This is a genomic window from Cupriavidus sp. 01L43 (assembly GCF_056399925.1).
In genome coordinates, this window is record NZ_JBFTSH010000003.1 from 205,565 (window position 1) to 224,003 (window position 18,439).

Here is an 18,439-nt window from a genome sequence, read left to right on the forward strand (position 1 = left end):
GGTCAGCCCCCCGAGAACCACTCCGGCACCAGCGAGTACACCGCCGCCGCAACCGGCCTGCCGCGCAGGATCAGCCGGTTGCGGGCGATGCATTCGAGCGTGGCGCCGATCTTCACCGCCACGGCGCGGCTCGCCACGTTGGCCTCGGCCGCCACGATCTCGATGCGGGTCAGGCCGAGCCCGTGGAAGCCATGGCAGGCCATCATCGTGGCCGCGCCCGCCGCCAGCCCCTGCCGCTGGCGGCTCTCCCGAATCCAGTAGCCCAGATTGCCGAGGTTGTCCTCCGGCCGGATCTGGTTGATCGCCACGCCGCCGTAAAGCTCTCGGCCATCGGGCGAGAACACGCCGATGTCGAACGCGGAGCCATCCGCCATATTGGTGTCGCAGCGCGCGAACCACTCCTGGGCGTCCAGCGTGTTGTAGTCGTGCCGCGCCCACGGCATCCAGGCGCCGACGGTGGCCATCGACTCCCGCACCGCCGCCGCGAACGGCTGCACGTCAGCCGCACGGAAGGGCCGCAGCATGAAGTCCTTGCCCCGCAGCGGCGGCATCATGGCCCGGGCGCCTCAGTCGCGGTTGTGGACGGTCTCGCCGTCCAGCGCCAGCGCGCCCACCGCCGCCAGCCCGCGCAGGGTCTGGGCGAAGACCGTCTCGAACGGCGTCTCGGCCATGAAGCGCGCGTGGATGCGCTGCATCAGCGGCGTGCCGTGCATCCACGCCAGCAGCGCGGTGCGCGACATCGACTGCTGCTCCAGCAGCTTGAACTTCACCAGCACCTTTACCGCGTGGCTGGCGTTGCGCAGCGGGTCGCCGCGCAGGTGGGCCAGCCGGCCCTGCGCGCGCGCCACCGCCTCGGACACATCGCCGAACACGCGGCCATGGCCGGGGATGACGAGGCGGGCGTCGAGTTCGGCGATGCGCGCCAGCACGGCGGCCTGCTCCGCGAAGCCGCTTTCGCCGTCGAGTTCGGGAAAGATCACGCCGAAGCCGTTTTCCCAGAGCGCGTCGCCCGAGATCAGGATGCGCGGCCCGGGGGCGAACAGCATGACTGCGTGCGGGTCGTGGCCCGGCGCGGCCACCACGTGCCAGTCCAGGCCGCCCAGGCGCAGGTGGTCGCCGTCGTGCAGCAGCGCGTCGAAGGTGAAGCGCTGGCACTGCTGGCCGGTGGCCACGAAGCTCAGGGCGTCGTCATCCCACGCGGACACCGCCGCCGCCTCGGCGGCCGGGATCGACGTGCGCGGTTGCCAGCGCGCCTGCAGCGCGGCGTTGCCGCCGCAATGGTCCGAATGGAGATGGGTGTTGATGACCTGCCGCAAGGGCCGGCCATCGAGCGCCGATGCGACCAGCGCCTCGGTCTGGGCGGCGTGGGTCAGGTAGCCGGTATCGACGAGCGCCGTGTCGCCAGTCTCGTCATCGACCAGCAGCACGTTGTTGGCCGACAGCCAGCCGCGCTCGAACACGCGGACGGACGGCGGCAAAGAGGCGGAAAAGGAAAGCGGCGCGTTCATGCCCCGTCTCCGCCCAGCCACGCCACGCGCGCAGGCAGCAGCGCCCAGACGCGCCGGCGCTCGGCATCATCGGCCTGGGACCAGCCGGCGATTTCCTCGATGGTGCGCAGGCAGCCTTCGCAATAGCCGGTCACCGGGTCCATCTTGCAGACGTTGCGGCACGGGGACGCCACCGGCGACGTCCCCAACGCGGCAGCGGCGCCGCGCGTGAGGTCGGCTTGCAGGCGGCGCGCGGCGGGCGGGAGCACGGCGGACATCGCGCGGGTCAGTTTGCCACCTGCGCCACCTGCGCCGCCACATCGGCGACTTCGGCGCCGGTCATGGCCTGGAGCTGGTGCGGCGTGAGGTTGAACACCGCGTGCGGATGGCCGGCGGCGGCCCACAGGCTCTCGTAGCGGAACAGGTCCTGGTCGAGCAGCATCACGGGCGGCACGGCGTGGCCGATGGGGCAGACGCCGCCAATCGCATAGCCGGTCTTCTCGCGCACGAACTTCGCATCGGCCTTGCCCAGCGGGCCCACGCGGGCGGCCACCTTGGCCTCGTCCACGCGGTTGCTGCCGCTGGCGATAACCAGCACCGGGGCGTCGTCCGCCACGCGCCGGAAAATGATCGACTTGGCGATCTCCGCCACGCTGCAACCGAGCCCGGCGGCGGCTTCGGCCGAGGTCTTGCCGGTGGCCGGCAGCATCACCACTGGGCGGTCATGGCCGATGCCGGCCAGCAGGGCGGCCACGCGCTGCGCGGCGTCGGGCAATTCGCCGGGTGGGTTCGGCTCATTGGATGCGGGGGACGCGCTCATCGATCGGTTCTCGTTATCTGTCTATATATATAGGGGCGGCTCAGGCTCAGACGCAGACCGCCGCGTCGTCCGCCGCCGCCCACTTGGTCAGCAGGGCGCGGCCCACGCGCGAGTTGTTCGGGCGGCCGATGGCCTGCGAGATGTAGTCGCCGGTGCGCACCACCGCCTCCAGGTCGATGCCGGTATGCAGCCCCATGCCGTGGAGCATGTAGAGCACGTCCTCGGTGGCCACATTGCCGGTGGCGCCCTTGGCGTACGGGCAGCCGCCCAGCCCCGCCACGGACGCGTGGAAGATGCCGATGCCCACTTCCAGGCTGGCCAGGATGTTGGACAGCGCCTGCCCGTAGGTATCGTGGAAATGACCCGAGAGCCGGTCGATCGCAAACTCCATCGACGCCGCGCGCATCACTTCCTGCACCCGCGCGGGCGTGCCGACGCCGATGGTATCGGCGATGTCGATCTCGTCGCAGCCCAGGTCGCGCATGCGGCGCACCACGTCCACCACGTCGTGGACGGACACCTCGCCCTGGTAGGGGCAGCCCAGCGTGCACGAGATGCTGCCGCGCAGCCGCACGCCGGCTTCCTTGGCGGCGGCCGCCACCGGCTCGAAGCGGGCGATCGACTCGGCGATCGAGCAGTTGATGTTCTTCTGCGAGAACGCCTCGCTGGCCGCGCCGAAGATCACCACCTCGTCGGCCCCGGCCGCCACGGCGCCCTCGAAGCCCTTCAGGTTCGGCGTCAGGGCCGAATACAGCGTGCCGGGGCGGCGCTGGATGCGCGCCATGACCTCGGCGCCGTCCGCCATCTGCGGCACCCACTTGGGCGAGACGAACGACGCGGCCTCGATATTGACGAAGCCCGCGTCGGTGAGCTGGTTGATCAGCGTCACCTTGACGTCGGCGGGCACCATCGCTTTTTCGTTCTGGAGCCCGTCGCGCGGGCCCACTTCGACGATCTTCACGTACTGGGGCATGGTCATGGCTGTCTCCTCGGTTCCTTGTCTGGACGTGCCGGCCCGGCTCAGTAGCCGCGCTGCAGGTCCACCACGCCGGCAATCGGCTTGCCTTCGGCCAGCGCGCGGATCTTGCCGGCGATCTGGGCGATGCTGTCCTCGCGCAGCGTCAGCGCCGAGATATGCGGCGTGATGGTGATGCGCGACTCCTGCCAGAACGGATGGTCGGCCGGCAGCGGTTCGGTGCGGAATACGTCCAGCGTGGCGCCGGCGATCTGCCCTTCGCGCACGGCGGCCAGCAGGTCGTCTTCCACCAGGTGYGGGCCGCGCGCCACGTTGATCACATAGGCGCCACGGGCCAGGCGGTAGAGCAGGCCGGTGTCGATGATGTCCTCGGTCTCGGTGGTCAGCGGCAGCACGTTCACCAGCACGCGCAGGCCGTCGAGGAAGTTGCGCTGGCCATCCTCGCCGTGGAACGATTCCACGCCATCCACGGCCTTGGCGGAGCGGCTCCAGCCGCGCACCGGGAAGCCGAAGCCGGCCAGCGTGCGGGCGATGTGGGCGCCCAGCGTGCCGATGCCCATCACGCCGATGGTGAAGTCGGCGCGGCGATGGGGCTTGAGGAATTTCCACGTGCCGGCGCGTTCCTGGGCGTCGTAGGCGTCGAGCTTGCGGAAGTAGCGCAGCACGGCGGCGGTGACGTATTCGGCCATCTGGGCGGCCATGCCGGCGTCATCGAGGCGCACGATGGGCACGCCGGCCGGCAGCGCCTCGGGGTCTTCGTCGCGCAGACGCAGGATGCCGTCCACGCCGGCACCGAGGTTGAACACGGCGCGCAGGTCCTGGCGGCCACGCAGCATGGCCACGGGCGGACGCCAGACCACGGCGTAGTCGGCGGCCTCGCCCTGGCTTTCCTCCCACTTCAGGCATTGCGCCTCGGGCAGCGCCTCGGCAAAGCCTTCGATCCAGGGTTCATAGCGGCCATCCGGCACGTACAACTGCAACTTCATCTCGACTCCAGTTCTTTTCGGGGGTGTTGTGGGGGCATTTTGGCACGGCAGACCCTGCTTTGCTCCCCTCTCCCTCTGGGAGAGGGGAGCAAACCGTCAGGCAGCCGTTGGCTCCGCCACCGCAAACGCCAGCAGTTGCGCGCCTTCCGCCACCTGCTCGCCCACGCCGTAGAGCACCTCGCTGACCACGCCGTCGGCGGGCGCGCTGATGGTGTGTTCCATCTTCATGGCTTCCATCACCAGCAGCGGCGTGCCGCGCGTGACGGTGCTGCCGGGCGTCACCATCACGGCGATGACCTTGCCCGGCATCGGGGCGGTGAGCTTGCCGCCCTCGCTCTCGGCCTCGCCGGCGTGGCCCAGCGGGTCCAGCCACGCCAGTTCCGTGTGCCGGCCGGCGGTGAAGACGTGGAACATGTCGCCCTCCACGTGCACCTGGCCGTGGGTGCGGCGGGTGCCCAGGTCCACGCGGATGTCGTCGGCCTTGAACACGTAGGCGAACGGCGCCGCCTGATCGGCATAGATCAGCGTGCTGCGGCGCGGGTCGGCGCGCAGCACCACTTCCACCTTGTTGCCGCGATGCGAGAAGTACAGCGTACGGGACTCCCGGCCGTTCAGGCGCCACGGGCCGGCGTGGGTCCACGGCGAGTGCCGGTCGGCCTCGTCGATGCGGCGCGTGCGGGTCTCGCGCTCGAGCAGCGCAGCCACGGCCAGCGCGATGGCCTCCATGCCGGCCGCCTTGGGCGGCGGGAACAGCACCGCCTGGTTGCGTTCGATCAGGCCGGTGTCGAGGTCTGCCGTGCGGAACGCCTCGGATTTGACCAGCCGCTGCAGGAAGGCGACGTTGGTTTGCAGCCCCACCACGTGGTAGCCGGCCAGCGCCTGCTCCATGCGCGCCAGCGCCGCGTCGCGGTTGGGGCCCCAGACGATCAGCTTGGCGATCATCGGGTCATAGAACGGGCTGATGGTGTCGCCCTCGCGCACGCCGGCATCGATCCGCACGCCTGCCGGGCCGTGGGAGTCCCCGCCAAGCATGAACTGCACCGCCGGCGGCGTGCGCAGGAAGCGCAGCGTGCCCGTGGACGGCAGGAACTGGTTCTCGGGGTTCTCGGCGTAGATGCGCGCTTCCAGCGCGTGGCCGTCGATGCGGAGTTGGTCCTGCGTCAGCGGCAGCGGCTCGCCGGCCGCCACGCGCAACTGCCACTCCACCAGATCCTGGCCGGTAATCATCTCCGTGACCGGATGCTCCACCTGGAGGCGGGTGTTCATCTCCATGAAGTAGAACGAGCCGTCCTGATTGGCGATGAACTCGACCGTGCCGGCGCCGACGTAGCCCACGGCCTTGGCCGCCGCCACCGCCGCCTCGCCCATCGCGCGGCGCCGTTCCTCGGTCATGCCGGGCGCGGGGGCCTCCTCCAGCACCTTCTGATGGCGCCGCTGCACCGAGCAGTCGCGCTCGAACAGGTAGACGCAGTTGCCGTGGGTGTCGGCAAAAACCTGAATCTCGATATGGCGCGGGCGGGTCAGGTATTTCTCGACCAGCACCTTGTCGTCGCCGAAGCTGGCCGATGCCTCGCGCTTGACCGAGGCCAGCGCGGCCTCGAAGCCCTCGCCCGCCTCCACCACGCGCATGCCCTTGCCGCCGCCGCCCGCGCTGGCCTTGATCAGCACCGGGTAGCCGATGCGGTCCGCCTCGCGGCGCAGCAGCGCCGGGTCCTGATCCTCGCCGTGGTAGCCGGGCACCAGCGGCACGGACGCGCTTTCCATCAGCTGCTTGGCCGCGCTCTTGCTGCCCATGGCGTGGATGGCCGAGGCCGGCGGGCCGATGAAGACCAGCCCTTCGGCGGCGCACGCCTGCGCGAACGCCTCGTTCTCGGACAGGAAGCCGTAGCCCGGGTGGATGGCCTGGGCGCCGGTCTCCTTCGCCATCTCGATGATGTGGTCCGCGCGCAGGTAGCTGTCGCGCGCGGCCGGGCCGCCGATATGCACGGCTTCGTCGCAGAACGCCACATGGCGCGCGTTCGCGTCCGCATCGGAGTAGACGGCCACCGTGCGGATGCCCAGCCGGCGGCACGTGGCCGCCACACGGCAGGCAATCTCGCCACGGTTGGCGATCAGGATCTTGTTGAACATGGCTCCTCCTTTGTTTCCCTTGTTATCCGGGGGGGCGGCCAGTTGCTTACCTCACGGCAGGGCCGTCATCCCGCGTAGCCTTCCGCGCGGATGTCGAGCCGGGCCAGCAGCGCGCGGTCGCGCTCGGCCTGCGGGTTGCCGGTGGTCAGCAGCTTTTCGCCATAGAAAATCGAATTGGCGCCGGCCATGAAGCACAGCGCCTGCAACGCTTCGTCCATGGCCTCGCGGCCGGCGGACAGGCGCACCATCGCGCGCGGCATGGTGATGCGTGCCACGGCAATCGTGCGGACGAACTCGAACGGGTCCAGCGCTTCGGTGCCCGCCAGCGGTGTGCCCTCCACCTGCACCAGGTTGTTGATGGGGACCGACTCGGGGTACGGATCCAGGTTGGCCAGCTGGGCGATCAGGCCGGCGCGCGCCTCGCGGGCCTCGCCCATGCCGACGATGCCGCCGCAGCAGACGTTGATGCCGGCGCCGCGCACGTGGCCGATGGTGTCCAGGCGGTCCTGGTAGGTGCGCGTGCCGATGATCTTGCCGTAGAACTCGGGCGAGGTATCGAGGTTGTGGTTGTAGTAGTCCAGGCCGGCGTCAGCCAGGCGCTGCGCCTGCTCGGCCTTGAGCATGCCCAGCGTCACGCAGGTCTCCAGGCCCATCGCCTTGACCTCGCGCACCATGTCGATCACCGGCTCCAGATGGCGGTCCTTCGGGCTGCGCCAGGCGGCGCCCATGCAGAAGCGGGTGGCGCCGTTGGCCTTGGCGTTGCGGGCGGCCTCCAGCACGGCGTCCAGTTCCATCAGCTTCTCGGCCTTCACGCCGGCGTCGTGGTGCGCGCTCTGCGGGCAGTAGCCGCAATCCTCCTCGCAGCCGCCGGTCTTGATCGACAGCAGCGTGGAAAGCTGCACCGTGTTGGCGTCGAAGTGTTCGCGATGCACCTGCTGCGCGCGGAACAGCAGGTCGTTGAACGGCAGCGCGAACAGCGCGGCGACGTCATCGACCCGCCATGCGGCGTTTTCATCACGCTCGGCGGCGGCTTGCAGGTTGCGGGCGGACTGGCGCAGGGCGTCGGCGGAAATCGTGGCGACGGTCTGGGCGGAGGTCTGTTGGGATTGTTGGGCTTGTTGGGCTTGTTGGGTCATGGTCTTTTGCGGATTCTGTGTAGTCGGGGCTCAGTCAGCGAACTGGGCCACGGCGGTGTATCGGATATGCGGCGGCATGCTGGCCAGCAGCGGGGCGAGGTCGAGTTCCGTCGCCGCCACGGCGGGGGCCACCTGCCAGGGCAGCTCGCCCAGGCAGGGCGCGCCGAGCGCGTCGTGCAGCGTGGCGATGTTCTCGTGCGGCAGCAGCATGTCGGGGTCGATGCGGTTGGCGATCCAGCCGGCCAGCGTGAGCCCGCGCGCCCGCACCGCGTCGGCGGTCAGCATCGCGTGGTTCAGGCAGCCAAGCCGGACGCCCACCACCATCACCACGGGCACGTTGAGCATTTCGGCCAGGTCGGCGGTGTTCCAGCGCGCGGCGCCCACGTCGAGCGGCACCTGGAAGCCGCCCACGCCCTCCACCACCACGGCTTCGGCGCGATGGCGCAGCGACGCGAACGCGGCCTGGATCGGCTCGCGCGTGATGCGCAGCCCTTCCATGGCCGCCGCCAGGTGCGGCGAGACCGGCGTGCGCATCAGGAACGGGCACATCTCCTCCTGCGGCACGATCACCGAGCCGGCGGCGCGCAACTGCTCCACGTCGTCGTTCTGCCAGCGCTCGTCCAGCCACTCGCCGCCACTCGCCACCGGCTTCATGCCGACAGTGGTGTAGCCCGCCGCGTGCAGCGCGTGCAGCAGCGTGGCCGTGGCGTGAGTCTTGCCGACGCCCGTATCGGTGCCGGTGACGAAGCAGGCCACGCGGCCGGGCTTCTTCTGCTCCTTGTCGATATCCTTCATGCGGCCTCCCGGTGCGGGATGGCCCGCGCGATGGCATCGAGCAGCCGCTGCACGTCCTGCGCGGTGTGCGAGGCGGACAGCGTGATGCGCAGCCGCGCGGTGCCGGCCGGCACGGTCGGCGGCCGGATGGCGCCCACGCGGATGCCCTCGGCCTCCAGCGCGGCAGACAGCGCCAGCGCGGCGGCGTTGTCACCGACGATCAGCGGCTGGATCGCCGTGTCGCTTTCGCCCAGCGTCCAGCCGGCCTGCGCGGCCAGCCGGGCCAGTCCGTCGCGCAGCGTGGCAATCAGCCCGCCAAGCTGCGCGCGGCGTTGGCGCCCTTCCTCACCGGCGATGATCGCCAGGCTGGTCAGCAGCGCGTGCGCCACGGCCGGCGGCGCCGCCGTCGTATAGATATAGGGGCGCGCGGTGTTCACCAGATGCTCGATGATCGTGGCGTGCGCCGCCACGAACGCCCCGGCCACGCCGGCGGCCTTGCCCAGCGTGCCGATATAGATCAGCCGTTCCGAGCGCAGGCCGAGGTGCTCCAGCACGCCCCGCCCGTTCTCGCCCAGCGCGCCGAAGCCGTGGGCATCGTCGACGATGATCCACGCATCGTGGCGCTCGGCCAGCGCCAGCAGGCCAGCCAGCGGCGCGATATCGCCATCCATGCTGAACACGCTGTCGGTCACGATCAGCTTCAGGCCGCCGGTGTGGGCGGCGAGCTGGGCGTCCAGCGCGGCGAGATCGCCATGCGGATAACGCTGCACATCGGCACGGGCCAGCCGGGCGCCGTCGATCAGCGAGGCATGGTTCAGCGTCTCGCAGAACAGCGTCGCGCCGGCGGTGCCGAGCGAGGTCAGCACGGCAAGGTTCGCCATATAGCCAGTGCAGAAGTACAGCGCCTGCGCCTGCGGGATATGCGGCGCCAGCCACCGCGCCAGTTCCTGTTCGAGCTGGGCGTGCGCAATCGAATGGCCGCTGACGAGGTGGGAAGCCCCGCTGCCGGCGCCATAGCGACGCGCGCCATCGGCCAGCGCCTCGGCAATCGCCGGATGGTTGGCCAGCCCGAGGTAGTCATTGCTGCTGAAGGTCAGCAGCGGCACCGGCCTGGCGTCGATGGCGCCGACCGACTGGTGCGGCGCGCAGGCCGTGTGGGCGATGCGGCGCCGGCGCGTGAGCGCCTGGGCTTCGCGGTCGGCGGCGGCGCGGGTCAGTTGCTCAAGCAGCATGGCGCACCTCCGGCATCGGTCCCGCCACCGCGTGCAGCGTGGTGAGCAGCTGCTCGCCCAGCCATTCGGCGAGTTGCTGGTCGAACACGTACGGCGGCATCAGATAGAGGGTGTTGCCGATGGGGCGCGCCAGCACGCCCTGTTCGCGCGCGGCCAGATGGAAGCGCGACGCGAAATCGGCGCCGGCGACCTCCGGGTCCACATCGGCAGCCCAGATCATGCCGCGCTGGCGCACGTTGACCAGGCGCGGGTCGGCGGCCAGCGGCGCCATGGCGTCGGCCAGCCAGCGGGCGCGGGCGCGGTTGCGGGCGAGCACGTCTTCCGCGTCGAACAGGTCGAGCGTGGCCAGCGCGGCGCGGCAGGCCAGCGGGTTGCCGGTGTACGAGTGCGAATGGAGGAAGCTGCGCGCGATGTCGTCGGCGACGAAGGCGCGCTGGATCTCCGGCCGCGACAGCACCAGCGAGAGCGGCAGGTAGCCGCCGCTGATGCCCTTCGACAGGCACAGAAAGTCTGGCCACGCGTGGGCGGGCAAGGCTTCACCCTCCTGACGCTCGCGCGCCTGCTCCCAGGCGAAGAACGTGCCGGTACGGCCGCAGCCCACGGCAATCTCGTCGGCAATCAGGTGCACGCGATAGCGGTCGCACAGCGCCCGGGCGCCTTCCAGATAGGACGGGTCATACATCGCCATGCCGGCGGCGCCCTGCACCAGCGGCTCGACGATCAGCGCGGCGATCTGGCCGGCGCGTTCGCGCAGCAGCGCTTCCAGGTCGGCCAGCGCGCGGGTGGCGACATCGGCGGCGCTCTCGCCGGGATTGGCCTGGCGGGCGTCCGGCGACATCACCACATGGGCGCGGCGCGTGAGCGGGGCGTAGGCGTCGCGGAAGATCTCCACATCGGTCACGGCCAGCGCGCCCACCGTCTCGCCGTGGTAGCCGTGGCGCAGGCACACGAACTCGCGCTTGGCCGGCAGGCCGGTGTTGTGCCAGTAGTGGAAGCTCATCTTGAGCGCGATCTCCACCGCCGACGCGCCATCGGACGCATAGAAGGTGTTGCCGAGCGCCCCGCCGGTGAGCGCGGACAGCCGCTCGGCCAGCGCCACGGCCGGCGCGTGCGTGCAGCCGGCCAGCATCACGTGTTCGAGCGTCTGCATCTGGTCCGCCAGCGCGGCGTTGATGACCGGGTTGGCGTGGCCGAACAGGTTGACCCACCACGAACTGATGGCGTCGAAGTAGCGGCGGCCGTCGGTGTCGATCAGCCACGGGCCTTCGCCACGTGCGATGGCCAGCGGCGGCTCGTTGGCGCCCGCGTCGGGCCGCAGGCGCGTGCACGGGTGCCACACGGCGCGCTGGCTGCGCGCGGCGAGTGATCCGTCAGCCGCTGGGGAAGAAAGGTGTTCCGGATGTTCCAAGGGAAGCCTCCTTTGTTGTCCGTCCACGCCGGCGCCACGCCGGACGAGGCCGGGGCGCGCTGGCAAGCAGGACGGAATGGGGAGGCTCATGGTAGGAAGGTCCTTGGGGACTTGGCAAACCGGGCTGCCCCGGCACGTTAGCGGCAACTTGGCCGAGGTTGCACGATGTTGGCGGATGCGGTGACGCGCGCGCCGCCCCATGCGGGCTTCCAGCCGCTAACGTCCGGCATCGTCCCGAAACAAATCGGCAGAAAAATCATTGCGGACGCCATGCCGGCGCGCGTTTTTCGAGGAAAGACCGCACGCCCTCGCGCCCTTCCTCGGACGCGCGGATCGCCGCGATGCGGTTCGCGGTGTCGGCCAGCAGGTCGTTGTCGATGGCCCGCCCCGCCACTTCCTGCACCAGCCGCTTGCTCTCGCGCACGGCGTTGGGGCTGTTGGCGACCAGCGCGGCGGCCACCTCGGCCACCTTGGTGTCCAGTTGTGCGGCCGGCACCACGGCATGGACGAAGCCGAGCCGCAGCGCCTCGGCGGCGTCGAACCGCTCCGCCGTGATGAAGTAGCGCCGCGCGGCCTGCTCGCCCATTGCCCGGATCACATAGGGGCTGATGGTGGCCGGCAGCAGGCCGAGCTTGGCCTCGGACAGGCAGAAGTTGACAGGCTCGGCAGCCACGGCGATGTCGCACGCGGCCACCAGGCCCACGCCACCCGCGTAGGTGTCGCCGTGGATGCGGGCGATCACCGGCTTGGGGCAGGCCCAGATGGTGTGGAGCATCTGGGCCAGCGTCAGGGCATCGGCACGGTTTTCATCGTCCGTGTAGCCGGCCATCTTCTTCATCCAGTTCAGGTCTGCACCGGCGCAGAAGGCCGGGCCGGTGCCTGCCAGCACGATGGCGCGCACGTCGGGGGTATCGCCCAGCGCGCGGAACGCGCCGGTCACCTCGGCAATCACGGTTTCGTTGAACGCGTTGCGCACGTCCGGGCGGTTCAGCGTGACCGTGGCAACGTGGTGCGCGGCGGTCACGTTCAGCGTGGTGAAGTGCATGGTCTCTGTCTCCGGGGCATCGATGGGGGTGTCAGGAGGCGCGCTCGGTGGCGCCGGCTGGCTTGGGCGGGTCTTCCGGCGCGTCGTCGAACGGCATGCCGATATGGTGGAAGAAGGCGTCCACCTCGGGCAGCCACAGCGCGATGCCGTGGCGGCTGCTGAACAGCTTGTGGGAGTCGCCCTCGAACTCACCCACGTCGACGAAGCGCGCGTCGGCGGCCGGGCCGCTCGCGGTCGCCTTGTAGTTGTTGTACAGCCGCTCGGGCAGCGGCCAGGGCCAGAAGCTGTCGTTGTCGCCGTAGAACCAGAGCGACGGGTAGCGCGCCGTGCGGCCGTAGTCGCCGAACGCATCGATCAGGTTGTTCTCCCAGCCGGCGCACGCGGCATTGCGCAGCCCGCCGGCGAAGTTGACCACGCCGCGCACGCCCGGATAGCCGATGGCGGACAGCGCCATGGTCGAGAGCCCGCCATGCGACTGACCGATCACCACGATGCGGGTCGGGTCCACATAGGGCTGCTGCACGAGGTAGTCGAGCGCGGCGATGACATCCTCGGCCTGCGCCATGCCGTTGGCGCTGATGTTGCAGCTACCGCCCACGTAGGCGCCGCCGGACTTCGAGAAGCCCTGCCGCATCGGCAGCGCCACCACGTAGCCGCGCCGCACGAACTCCGCGCTCTGCGCGGCAAAGCGCGCGCGGCCCTGGTAGGCGGGCTTGCCGGGCGCCTTGCCGTGGTTGATCACCACCAGCGGGTAGCGGCCATCGGCGGCGGGCCGGAAGATGGTGGTCTCCAGGTCCACGTTGGCGTCCGCGCCGGCCTTGGGCACCATCACCACGCGCTCGATCGTGCGCGGCGGCAGCGCGGCCAGTGCCGACTGGGCGACGGCCGCCCCGCACAGCGTGACGCAGGCCAGCGCGACGGCAACGCCGCGAACGAGGGGGGCAAGGCGCAACATGGTCAAACCAGAAAAAATGCGGTGAGGGAAAGGTCGAAACGGGTACGGCAAAAACGTGGCTGACTGGCGGGCCTACATCCGGAACACGCCGAACTTCATGTCGCCGATGGGCGCGTTGAGGCTGGCGGACAGGCCCAGGCCGAGCACGGTGCGCGTCTGCGCCGGGTCGATGACACCATCGTCCCAGAGCCGCGCGCTGGCGTAGTACGGATGGCCCTGATGCTCGTACTGGTCGCGGATGGGCTGCTTGAACGCCTCTTCCTCATCGGCGCTCCACTTGCCGCCGCGCCCCTCGATGCCGTCGCGCCGCACCGTGGCCAGCACGCTGGCCGCCTGCTCGCCGCCCATCACCGAAATCCGCGCGTTCGGCCACATCCACAGGAAGCGCGGCGAGTAGGCCCGGCCGCACATGCCGTAGTTGCCGGCGCCGAACGAGCCGCCGATGATGACCGTGAACTTCGGCACCTGCGCCGTGGCCACGGCGGTCACCATCTTGGCGCCATTGCGCGCAATGCCTTCGTTCTCGTACTTGCGGCCGACCATGAAGCCGGTGATGTTCTGCAGGAACACCAGCGGGATCTTGCGCTGGCAGCACAGCTCGATGAAGTGCGCGCCCTTGAGCGCCGACTCCGAGAACAGGATGCCGTTGTTGGCGATGATGCCGACCGGGTAGCCCCAGATCCGCGCAAAGCCGCAGACCAGCGTGGTGCCGTAGCGTGCCTTGAATTCGTCGAATTCCGAGCCATCGACGAGGCGGGCGATGACCTCGCGCACGTCGTAGGGCTTGCGCGTGTCGGTGGGGATCACGCCGTAGAGTTCTTCGGTGGGATACAGCGGCGGCGCCGGCTCGTGCAGGCGGATCTGGTCCGGCTTGCGCCGGTTCAGGTGCTGGACGATGTTGCGCGCCAGGGACAGCGCGTGGTGGTCGTTCTGGGCGAAGTAGTCGGCCACGCCGGACAGCCGGGTGTGGACGTCCGCGCCGCCCAGGTCCTCGGCGCTGACTTCCTCGCCGGTGGCCGCCTTCACCAGCGGCGGGCCGCCCAGGAAGATCGTGCCCTGGTCCTTGACGATAATCGACTCGTCGCTCATCGCCGGCACGTAGGCGCCGCCGGCCGTGCAGGAACCCATCACCACGGCGATCTGCGGAATGCCCTTGGCGGACAGGTTGGCCTGGTTGTAGAAGATGCGGCCGAAGTGGTCGCGGTCCGGGAAGACATCGTCCTGATTGGGCAGGTTGGCGCCGCCCGAATCGACCAGATAGATGCACGGCAGGTTGTTCTCTTCGGCGATTTCCTGCGCGCGCACGTGCTTCTTGACCGTGATCGGGTAGTAGGTGCCGCCCTTGACCGTGGCGTCGTTGCAGACGATCACGCACTCCTGCCCGGCCACCCGGCCGATGCCGGTGATGATGCCGGCGCCGGGCGCGGCGTCGTCGTACATCTCGTACGCGGCCAGTTGCGACAGCTCCAGGAACGGGGTGCCCGGATCGAGCAGTTGCTGCACGCGGTCGCGCGGCAGCAGCTTGCCGCGACCCAGGTGCTTGGCGCGGGCGGCTTCGCCGCCGCCTTCGGCCAGTTTGGCGATGCGGGCCTTGAGGTCCGCCACCAGCGCCTGCATGGCCTCGGCGTTGGCCTTGAAGGCTTCCGAGCGTGCGTTCAGTTTGGTTTCCAGCGTGGGCATGTCTCGTCCTGTTCTTTGTCTCGTTCCCGCTTACCGCTTCCCTGCCAATCCCTACCCCTGATCCTGCCCGAGCATCTCGCCATCGACATAGAGCCAGCGCGGCGTCTCCCCGGCCTCGCGCGGCTCGAACACAAAGCGGCTGCGCTCATGCAGCCGCCACGCGCGGCCACCCACCTTGTAGCGGGCGACGAATTCGACGATGGCGTGGGTGTCGTCCTGCTGGGCGTGGGCCTTGACCGTCAGCCCGAGCCAGCGCGTCTCGCGCTCCGGGGCCAGGTCGTTCGGGCAGGTGGTGGCGTGCCAGGTCTGGCGCAGCCAGTCCACCAGCCCCTTGACGTAGGCGCTGTAGCGCGAGCGCATCAGCGCCTCGGCGTTCGGCGGCAGCGCCTCGCCGCGATGAAAGCGCCCGCAGCACGCGGCGTAGTCGGCATGGCCGCACGGGCAAGGCTCGGGACCGGCGCGCTGAGGGCGGCTTGGACTCATCCGATCAGCTCCGGCAGTTGGCGCATGTCCGTGAAGATGGCGCTTGCGCCGGCTTCGCGCAGCTCGCGGGCATCGTTCAGCGCGGCGTAGCCGAGCACGGTCATGCCCGCCGCCACGCCGGCCGTCACGCCGGTGGGGCTGTCTTCCACCACCACGCAGCGCGACGGATCGACACTCATCGTGCGCGCGGCCAGCAGGTAGACGTCCGGCGCCGGCTTGCTGCGCTCGACCTCGGTGGAGGAGAAGATGTGCTCGCGCGTGTCCTGCTGGAACAGCTCGACCAGCCCGGTGCGCGTCAGTTGCAGCTTCACCTTGATGCGGTCCGCGCCGGAAGCCACGCACACGGGCAGGCCGCGCGCGGTGATGGCCTCGATGGCCTCGCGCACGTGCGGCACGGCCACCACCTCGGCCTCCAGCACCTGGTTGCGGCGCGCGAGCCACGTCGACAGCCAGTTGTCGGGCAGCGGCTTGCCCAGCCGGCGTTCGATATTGCCCAGCTCGTCGCGCACGGCGCGGCCGAGGAACCAGCGCTTCGACTCCTCCAGCGAGATGGCGACGCCCAGCTCGTTGAGCATCTCGTTGAGCACGCGGTGGACGATGGGCTCGCTGTCGACGAGCACGCCGTCACAGTCGAAGATCACGCAATCGAAGGCGGAGGGCTGCACGGGGGCCTGGGTTGCTGCGGTCATGCGGGTTTCTTTTCCTTGGTGATGTCATTGCCGCCGACGGCGCGCAGCGGGGTCTGTGCCGTCTGCCGCCGGCTCTTGAGGTAGGACTCCACCTGCTCGAAGCGGTCGAAGCCCCAGAACGGCTCCCCGTCGATGATCACGAACGGCGAGCCGAACACGCCCTTGGCCATCGCCACCTCGATCTCGGCCTTGAGCTGGTCCTTGATCTGGTAGCTGGTGGCGCCCTCGTTCATGGCGATGGGGTCGACGCCCAGCGGCTCGGCCAGCTTGGCCAGCTCCGCCGGCTCGGCGATATTGAGGTCATCGACGAACAGCGCCCGGTACACGGCCTTGGCGAACGCCGTGGCCACATCGGCGCCATGGTGGTTCTGCAGCCACAGCACCGCGCGCGCGGCGTGCTGGGTGGGCAGCGGAAAGTGTGTCGGGCGCTTGTAGTCGATGTGGTGGAATTCGGCGGTGCGCTCGAAGTCGCGCCAGCAGTATTCGCCCTTGAGCGGGATGCTCGGCAGCGGCGACGAGCCCGTCGTCTTGAACACCACGCCCAGCAGGATCGGATGCCACGCCACGTAGCGGCCGTACTTCTGCGCGATCTCGTCGATGCGGGTGCTGGCGAAGTAGCCGTAGGGCGAGGAAAAATCGAAGTAGAAGTCGATCGGTGCGGTCATGGCGAAGGGGGCTCCAGGTCAGATTCGCTTGCGTTGGGGTCAGGAACTAGGAACTGCGACGGCGATTGCCAATAGTACAAGTACGATTGCCGATAGTACGCTTCCCGCCCGCGCTCAGCCGAGCGCGCGGGCGATGAGGATCTTCTGGATGTCGCTCGTGCCTTCGTAGATCTGGCACACGCGCACGTCCCGGTAGATGCGCTCGACCGGGAAATCGGTCACATAGCCGTAGCCGCCGAAGACCTGGATGGCGTCCGAGCAGACCGCCTCGGCCATCTCGCTGGCGAACAGCTTGGCCATGGCGGCTTCCTTCAGGCACGGGCGGCCGGCATCCTTGAGCGTCGCCGCGTGCCAGACCATCTGGCGCGCCACGTCGATGCGGGTAGCCATGTCGGCCAGCCGGAACTGCACGGCCTGATGCTGGAACAGCGGCTGGCCGAAGCTTTCCCGCTCCTTGGCGTAGGCCAGCGCGGCGTCGAACGCGGCGCGGGCCATGCCGATGCTCTGCGAGGCAATGCCGATGCGCCCGCCTTCGAGCCCGGACAGCGCCATCTTGTAGCCGGCGCCCTCCTCGCCCAGCAGGTTCTCAGCCGGGATGCGGCAGTCCTCGAACACGATCTGGGCGGTATCGGACGAATGCTGGCCGAGCTTGTCCTCGATGCGCGCCACGACGTAGCCGGGCGTGGACGTTGGCACCAGGAAGGCGCTGATGCCACGCTTGCCGGCGGCCTTGTCGGTCACGGCCATGACGATGGCCACGTCGGCGTGCTTGCCGCTGGTGATGAACTGCTTCACGCCGTTGAGCACGTAGTGGTCGCCGTCACGCCGGGCGGTGGTACGCAGCGCGGCGGCGTCCGACCCGACGTGCGGCTCGGTCAGGCAGAACGCGCCCAGCATCTCGCCGCGCGCCAGCGGGGCCAGCCACTGCTGCTTCTGCGCGTCGTTGGCGAAGGCCATCAGCATGCTGCACACCGGGCAGTTGTTCACGCTGATGACGGTGGAGGTGCCACCGTCCCCGGCGGCAATCTCCTCGAGGATCAGCGCCAGCGACAGGTAGTCCAGCCCTGCCCCGCCCAGCTCTTCCGGCACGGCCACGCCGTAGCAGCCGAGCGCGGCCAGCTCCTTGTGCACGGCCTTCGGAAAGGTCTTGTCGCGGTCCCACTGCGCCGCCTGCGGGGCGATGACGTCCTGCGCGAACTGCCGCACGGCGTCGCGGATCATTTCCTGTTCGGGGGTCAGCAGCATGGTGTCCTTGTCTCCCTCCCCTTACCAGGGGAGCGGGGTGCCGTCGTAGTTGTGGAAGCTGCCGTTGTCGCGCTGGGTCAGGCCGGCCAGCGTGCGGCGCAGGCCGGTCACGCTCTGCTGCGGCGTGAGGTCGGCCTTGGGGCCGCCCATGTCGGTCTGCACCCAGCCCGGATGCAGCGCCACGCAGATCGCATGGCGCGCGTCCAGCGAGACGGCCTTCAGGGCGGCGTTGGCGCCGGCCTTGCTGACGCGGTAGAGCCAGCTGCGGTTGCTGTCCATCGCGCCGATGCTGCCCATGCGCGACGACAGCACGGCCAGCACGCCGCCACGCCCGTGGTTGCCGGTCTCGACGAACGGCAGGATCAGCGGCAGGGCCATCATCGGACCGAGCACGTTGGTGTGCATCACGCCGTCGAAGTCCTCGCGCGTGACCGGTTGCGCGCCTTCGCTGCGCGGGCCGATCACGCCGGCGTTGTAGATCGCCACGTCGAACGACTCGCCATCCAGCTTCCAGCCCAGCCCGGCCAGCGCGCCGGCGTCGGTCAGGTCCAGCTGGTGGGCCTCGGCGCCGAGCGCCTTGAGCGCTGCCACGCCCTCGTCGCTGCGGGCGGCGGCGATGACGCGCCAGCCGTCGGCACGGTACTGGCGGACAAACTCGAGACCGAGACCGCGCGAGGCGCCAAGGACGAGGGCTGTGGGCATGGGAGGACTCCTGTCGTGTGGGTAGG

The 18,439-nt window shown here is 69.8% G+C and carries 19 protein-coding genes; all 19 read right to left on the reverse strand.

The genetic code is table 11. From position 1 onward, the window contains the following. Positions 1–2: 2 nt before the first annotated feature. The 19 genes from AC1DP9_RS07870 to AC1DP9_RS07960 all read right to left on the reverse strand — a co-directional run bounded on the left by AC1DP9_RS07870 (position 3) and on the right by AC1DP9_RS07960 (position 18,413). Entirely contained in the window at positions 3–551 is a 549-nt protein-coding gene (locus tag AC1DP9_RS07870; RefSeq protein ID WP_477107091.1) for a GNAT family N-acetyltransferase, read from the reverse strand. Between the two features lie 15 nt (positions 552–566). Then, a complete protein-coding gene (locus AC1DP9_RS07875) occupies positions 567–1,508 on the reverse strand; it encodes an MBL fold metallo-hydrolase (RefSeq protein ID WP_441591433.1) in 942 nt (313 codons plus the stop codon). Next, positions 1,505–1,765 (reverse strand): DUF1289 domain-containing protein, encoded by a 261-nt coding sequence (locus AC1DP9_RS07880; protein WP_092291365.1) that lies wholly within the window; start codon positions 1,763–1,765, stop codon positions 1,505–1,507. Before AC1DP9_RS07880 ends, AC1DP9_RS07875 begins: the two co-directional genes overlap by 4 nt. Positions 1,766–1,773: 8 nt before the next feature. Continuing rightward, a complete protein-coding gene (locus AC1DP9_RS07885) occupies positions 1,774–2,307 on the reverse strand; it encodes a YbaK/EbsC family protein (protein ID WP_477106996.1) in 534 nt (177 codons plus the stop codon). 46 nt (positions 2,308–2,353) lie between these two features. Further along, complete coding sequence (locus AC1DP9_RS07890; RefSeq protein ID WP_477106997.1) at positions 2,354–3,286, reverse strand: hydroxymethylglutaryl-CoA lyase; 933 nt, start codon at positions 3,284–3,286, stop codon at positions 2,354–2,356. Positions 3,287–3,327: 41 nt separating this feature from the next. Beyond that, positions 3,328–4,269, reverse strand: a complete 942-nt coding sequence (locus tag AC1DP9_RS07895; protein WP_477106998.1) for a 2-hydroxyacid dehydrogenase — start codon at positions 4,267–4,269, stop codon at positions 3,328–3,330. A 96-nt stretch (positions 4,270–4,365) separates the two neighbouring features. After that, a complete protein-coding gene (locus tag AC1DP9_RS07900; RefSeq protein ID WP_477106999.1) occupies positions 4,366–6,399 on the reverse strand; it encodes an acetyl/propionyl/methylcrotonyl-CoA carboxylase subunit alpha in 2,034 nt (677 codons plus the stop codon). Between the two features lie 65 nt (positions 6,400–6,464). Beyond that, positions 6,465–7,535 carry a biotin synthase BioB gene (bioB, locus tag AC1DP9_RS07905; protein ID WP_477107000.1) on the reverse strand — a complete coding sequence of 357 codons (1,071 nt, stop codon included), beginning with the start codon at positions 7,533–7,535 and terminating at the stop codon, positions 6,465–6,467. 30 nt (positions 7,536–7,565) lie between these two features. After that, positions 7,566–8,330, reverse strand: coding sequence for a dethiobiotin synthase (bioD, locus tag AC1DP9_RS07910; RefSeq protein ID WP_477107001.1), 765 nt, complete (start codon positions 8,328–8,330; stop codon positions 7,566–7,568). Beyond that, positions 8,327–9,541, reverse strand: coding sequence for an 8-amino-7-oxononanoate synthase (gene bioF, locus AC1DP9_RS07915; RefSeq protein WP_092291351.1), 1,215 nt, complete (start codon positions 9,539–9,541; stop codon positions 8,327–8,329). Before bioF ends, bioD begins: the two co-directional genes overlap by 4 nt. Then, positions 9,531–10,949: an adenosylmethionine--8-amino-7-oxononanoate transaminase gene (gene bioA, locus AC1DP9_RS07920; protein WP_477107002.1), complete on the reverse strand. Its 1,419-nt coding sequence runs from the start codon at positions 10,947–10,949 to the stop codon at positions 9,531–9,533. Before bioA ends, bioF begins: the two co-directional genes overlap by 11 nt. Positions 10,950–11,205: 256 nt before the next feature. Beyond that, positions 11,206–11,994: an enoyl-CoA hydratase/isomerase family protein gene (locus tag AC1DP9_RS07925; protein WP_477107003.1), complete on the reverse strand. Its 789-nt coding sequence runs from the start codon at positions 11,992–11,994 to the stop codon at positions 11,206–11,208. A gap of 31 nt (positions 11,995–12,025) precedes the next feature. Further along, positions 12,026–12,949, reverse strand: coding sequence for a dienelactone hydrolase family protein (locus AC1DP9_RS07930; RefSeq protein ID WP_092291345.1), 924 nt, complete (start codon positions 12,947–12,949; stop codon positions 12,026–12,028). A gap of 72 nt (positions 12,950–13,021) precedes the next feature. Next, positions 13,022–14,629, reverse strand: a complete 1,608-nt coding sequence (locus AC1DP9_RS07935) for a carboxyl transferase domain-containing protein (RefSeq protein ID WP_477105391.1) — start codon at positions 14,627–14,629, stop codon at positions 13,022–13,024. 51 nt (positions 14,630–14,680) lie between these two features. Next, positions 14,681–15,112 (reverse strand): YchJ family metal-binding protein, encoded by a 432-nt coding sequence (locus AC1DP9_RS07940; protein WP_092291341.1) that lies wholly within the window; start codon positions 15,110–15,112, stop codon positions 14,681–14,683. Then, positions 15,109–15,801, reverse strand: a complete 693-nt coding sequence (locus tag AC1DP9_RS07945) for an HAD family hydrolase (protein ID WP_477107004.1) — start codon at positions 15,799–15,801, stop codon at positions 15,109–15,111. The genes AC1DP9_RS07940 and AC1DP9_RS07945 overlap by 4 nt, the downstream gene beginning before the upstream one ends. Then, entirely contained in the window at positions 15,798–16,466 is a 669-nt protein-coding gene (locus tag AC1DP9_RS07950; RefSeq protein ID WP_092291337.1) for a 2-hydroxychromene-2-carboxylate isomerase, read from the reverse strand. Before AC1DP9_RS07950 ends, AC1DP9_RS07945 begins: the two co-directional genes overlap by 4 nt. Positions 16,467–16,580: 114 nt before the next feature. Continuing rightward, the gene (locus AC1DP9_RS07955) at positions 16,581–17,711 is read right to left on the reverse strand and encodes an acyl-CoA dehydrogenase family protein (RefSeq protein ID WP_092291335.1); all 1,131 of its coding nucleotides are present in this window, start codon (positions 17,709–17,711) and stop codon (positions 16,581–16,583) included. A 21-nt stretch (positions 17,712–17,732) separates the two neighbouring features. After that, on the reverse strand, positions 17,733–18,413 hold the full coding sequence (locus AC1DP9_RS07960) for an SDR family oxidoreductase (RefSeq protein WP_092291333.1): 681 nt from the start codon (positions 18,411–18,413) through the stop codon (positions 17,733–17,735). Positions 18,414–18,439 lie beyond the last annotated feature (26 nt).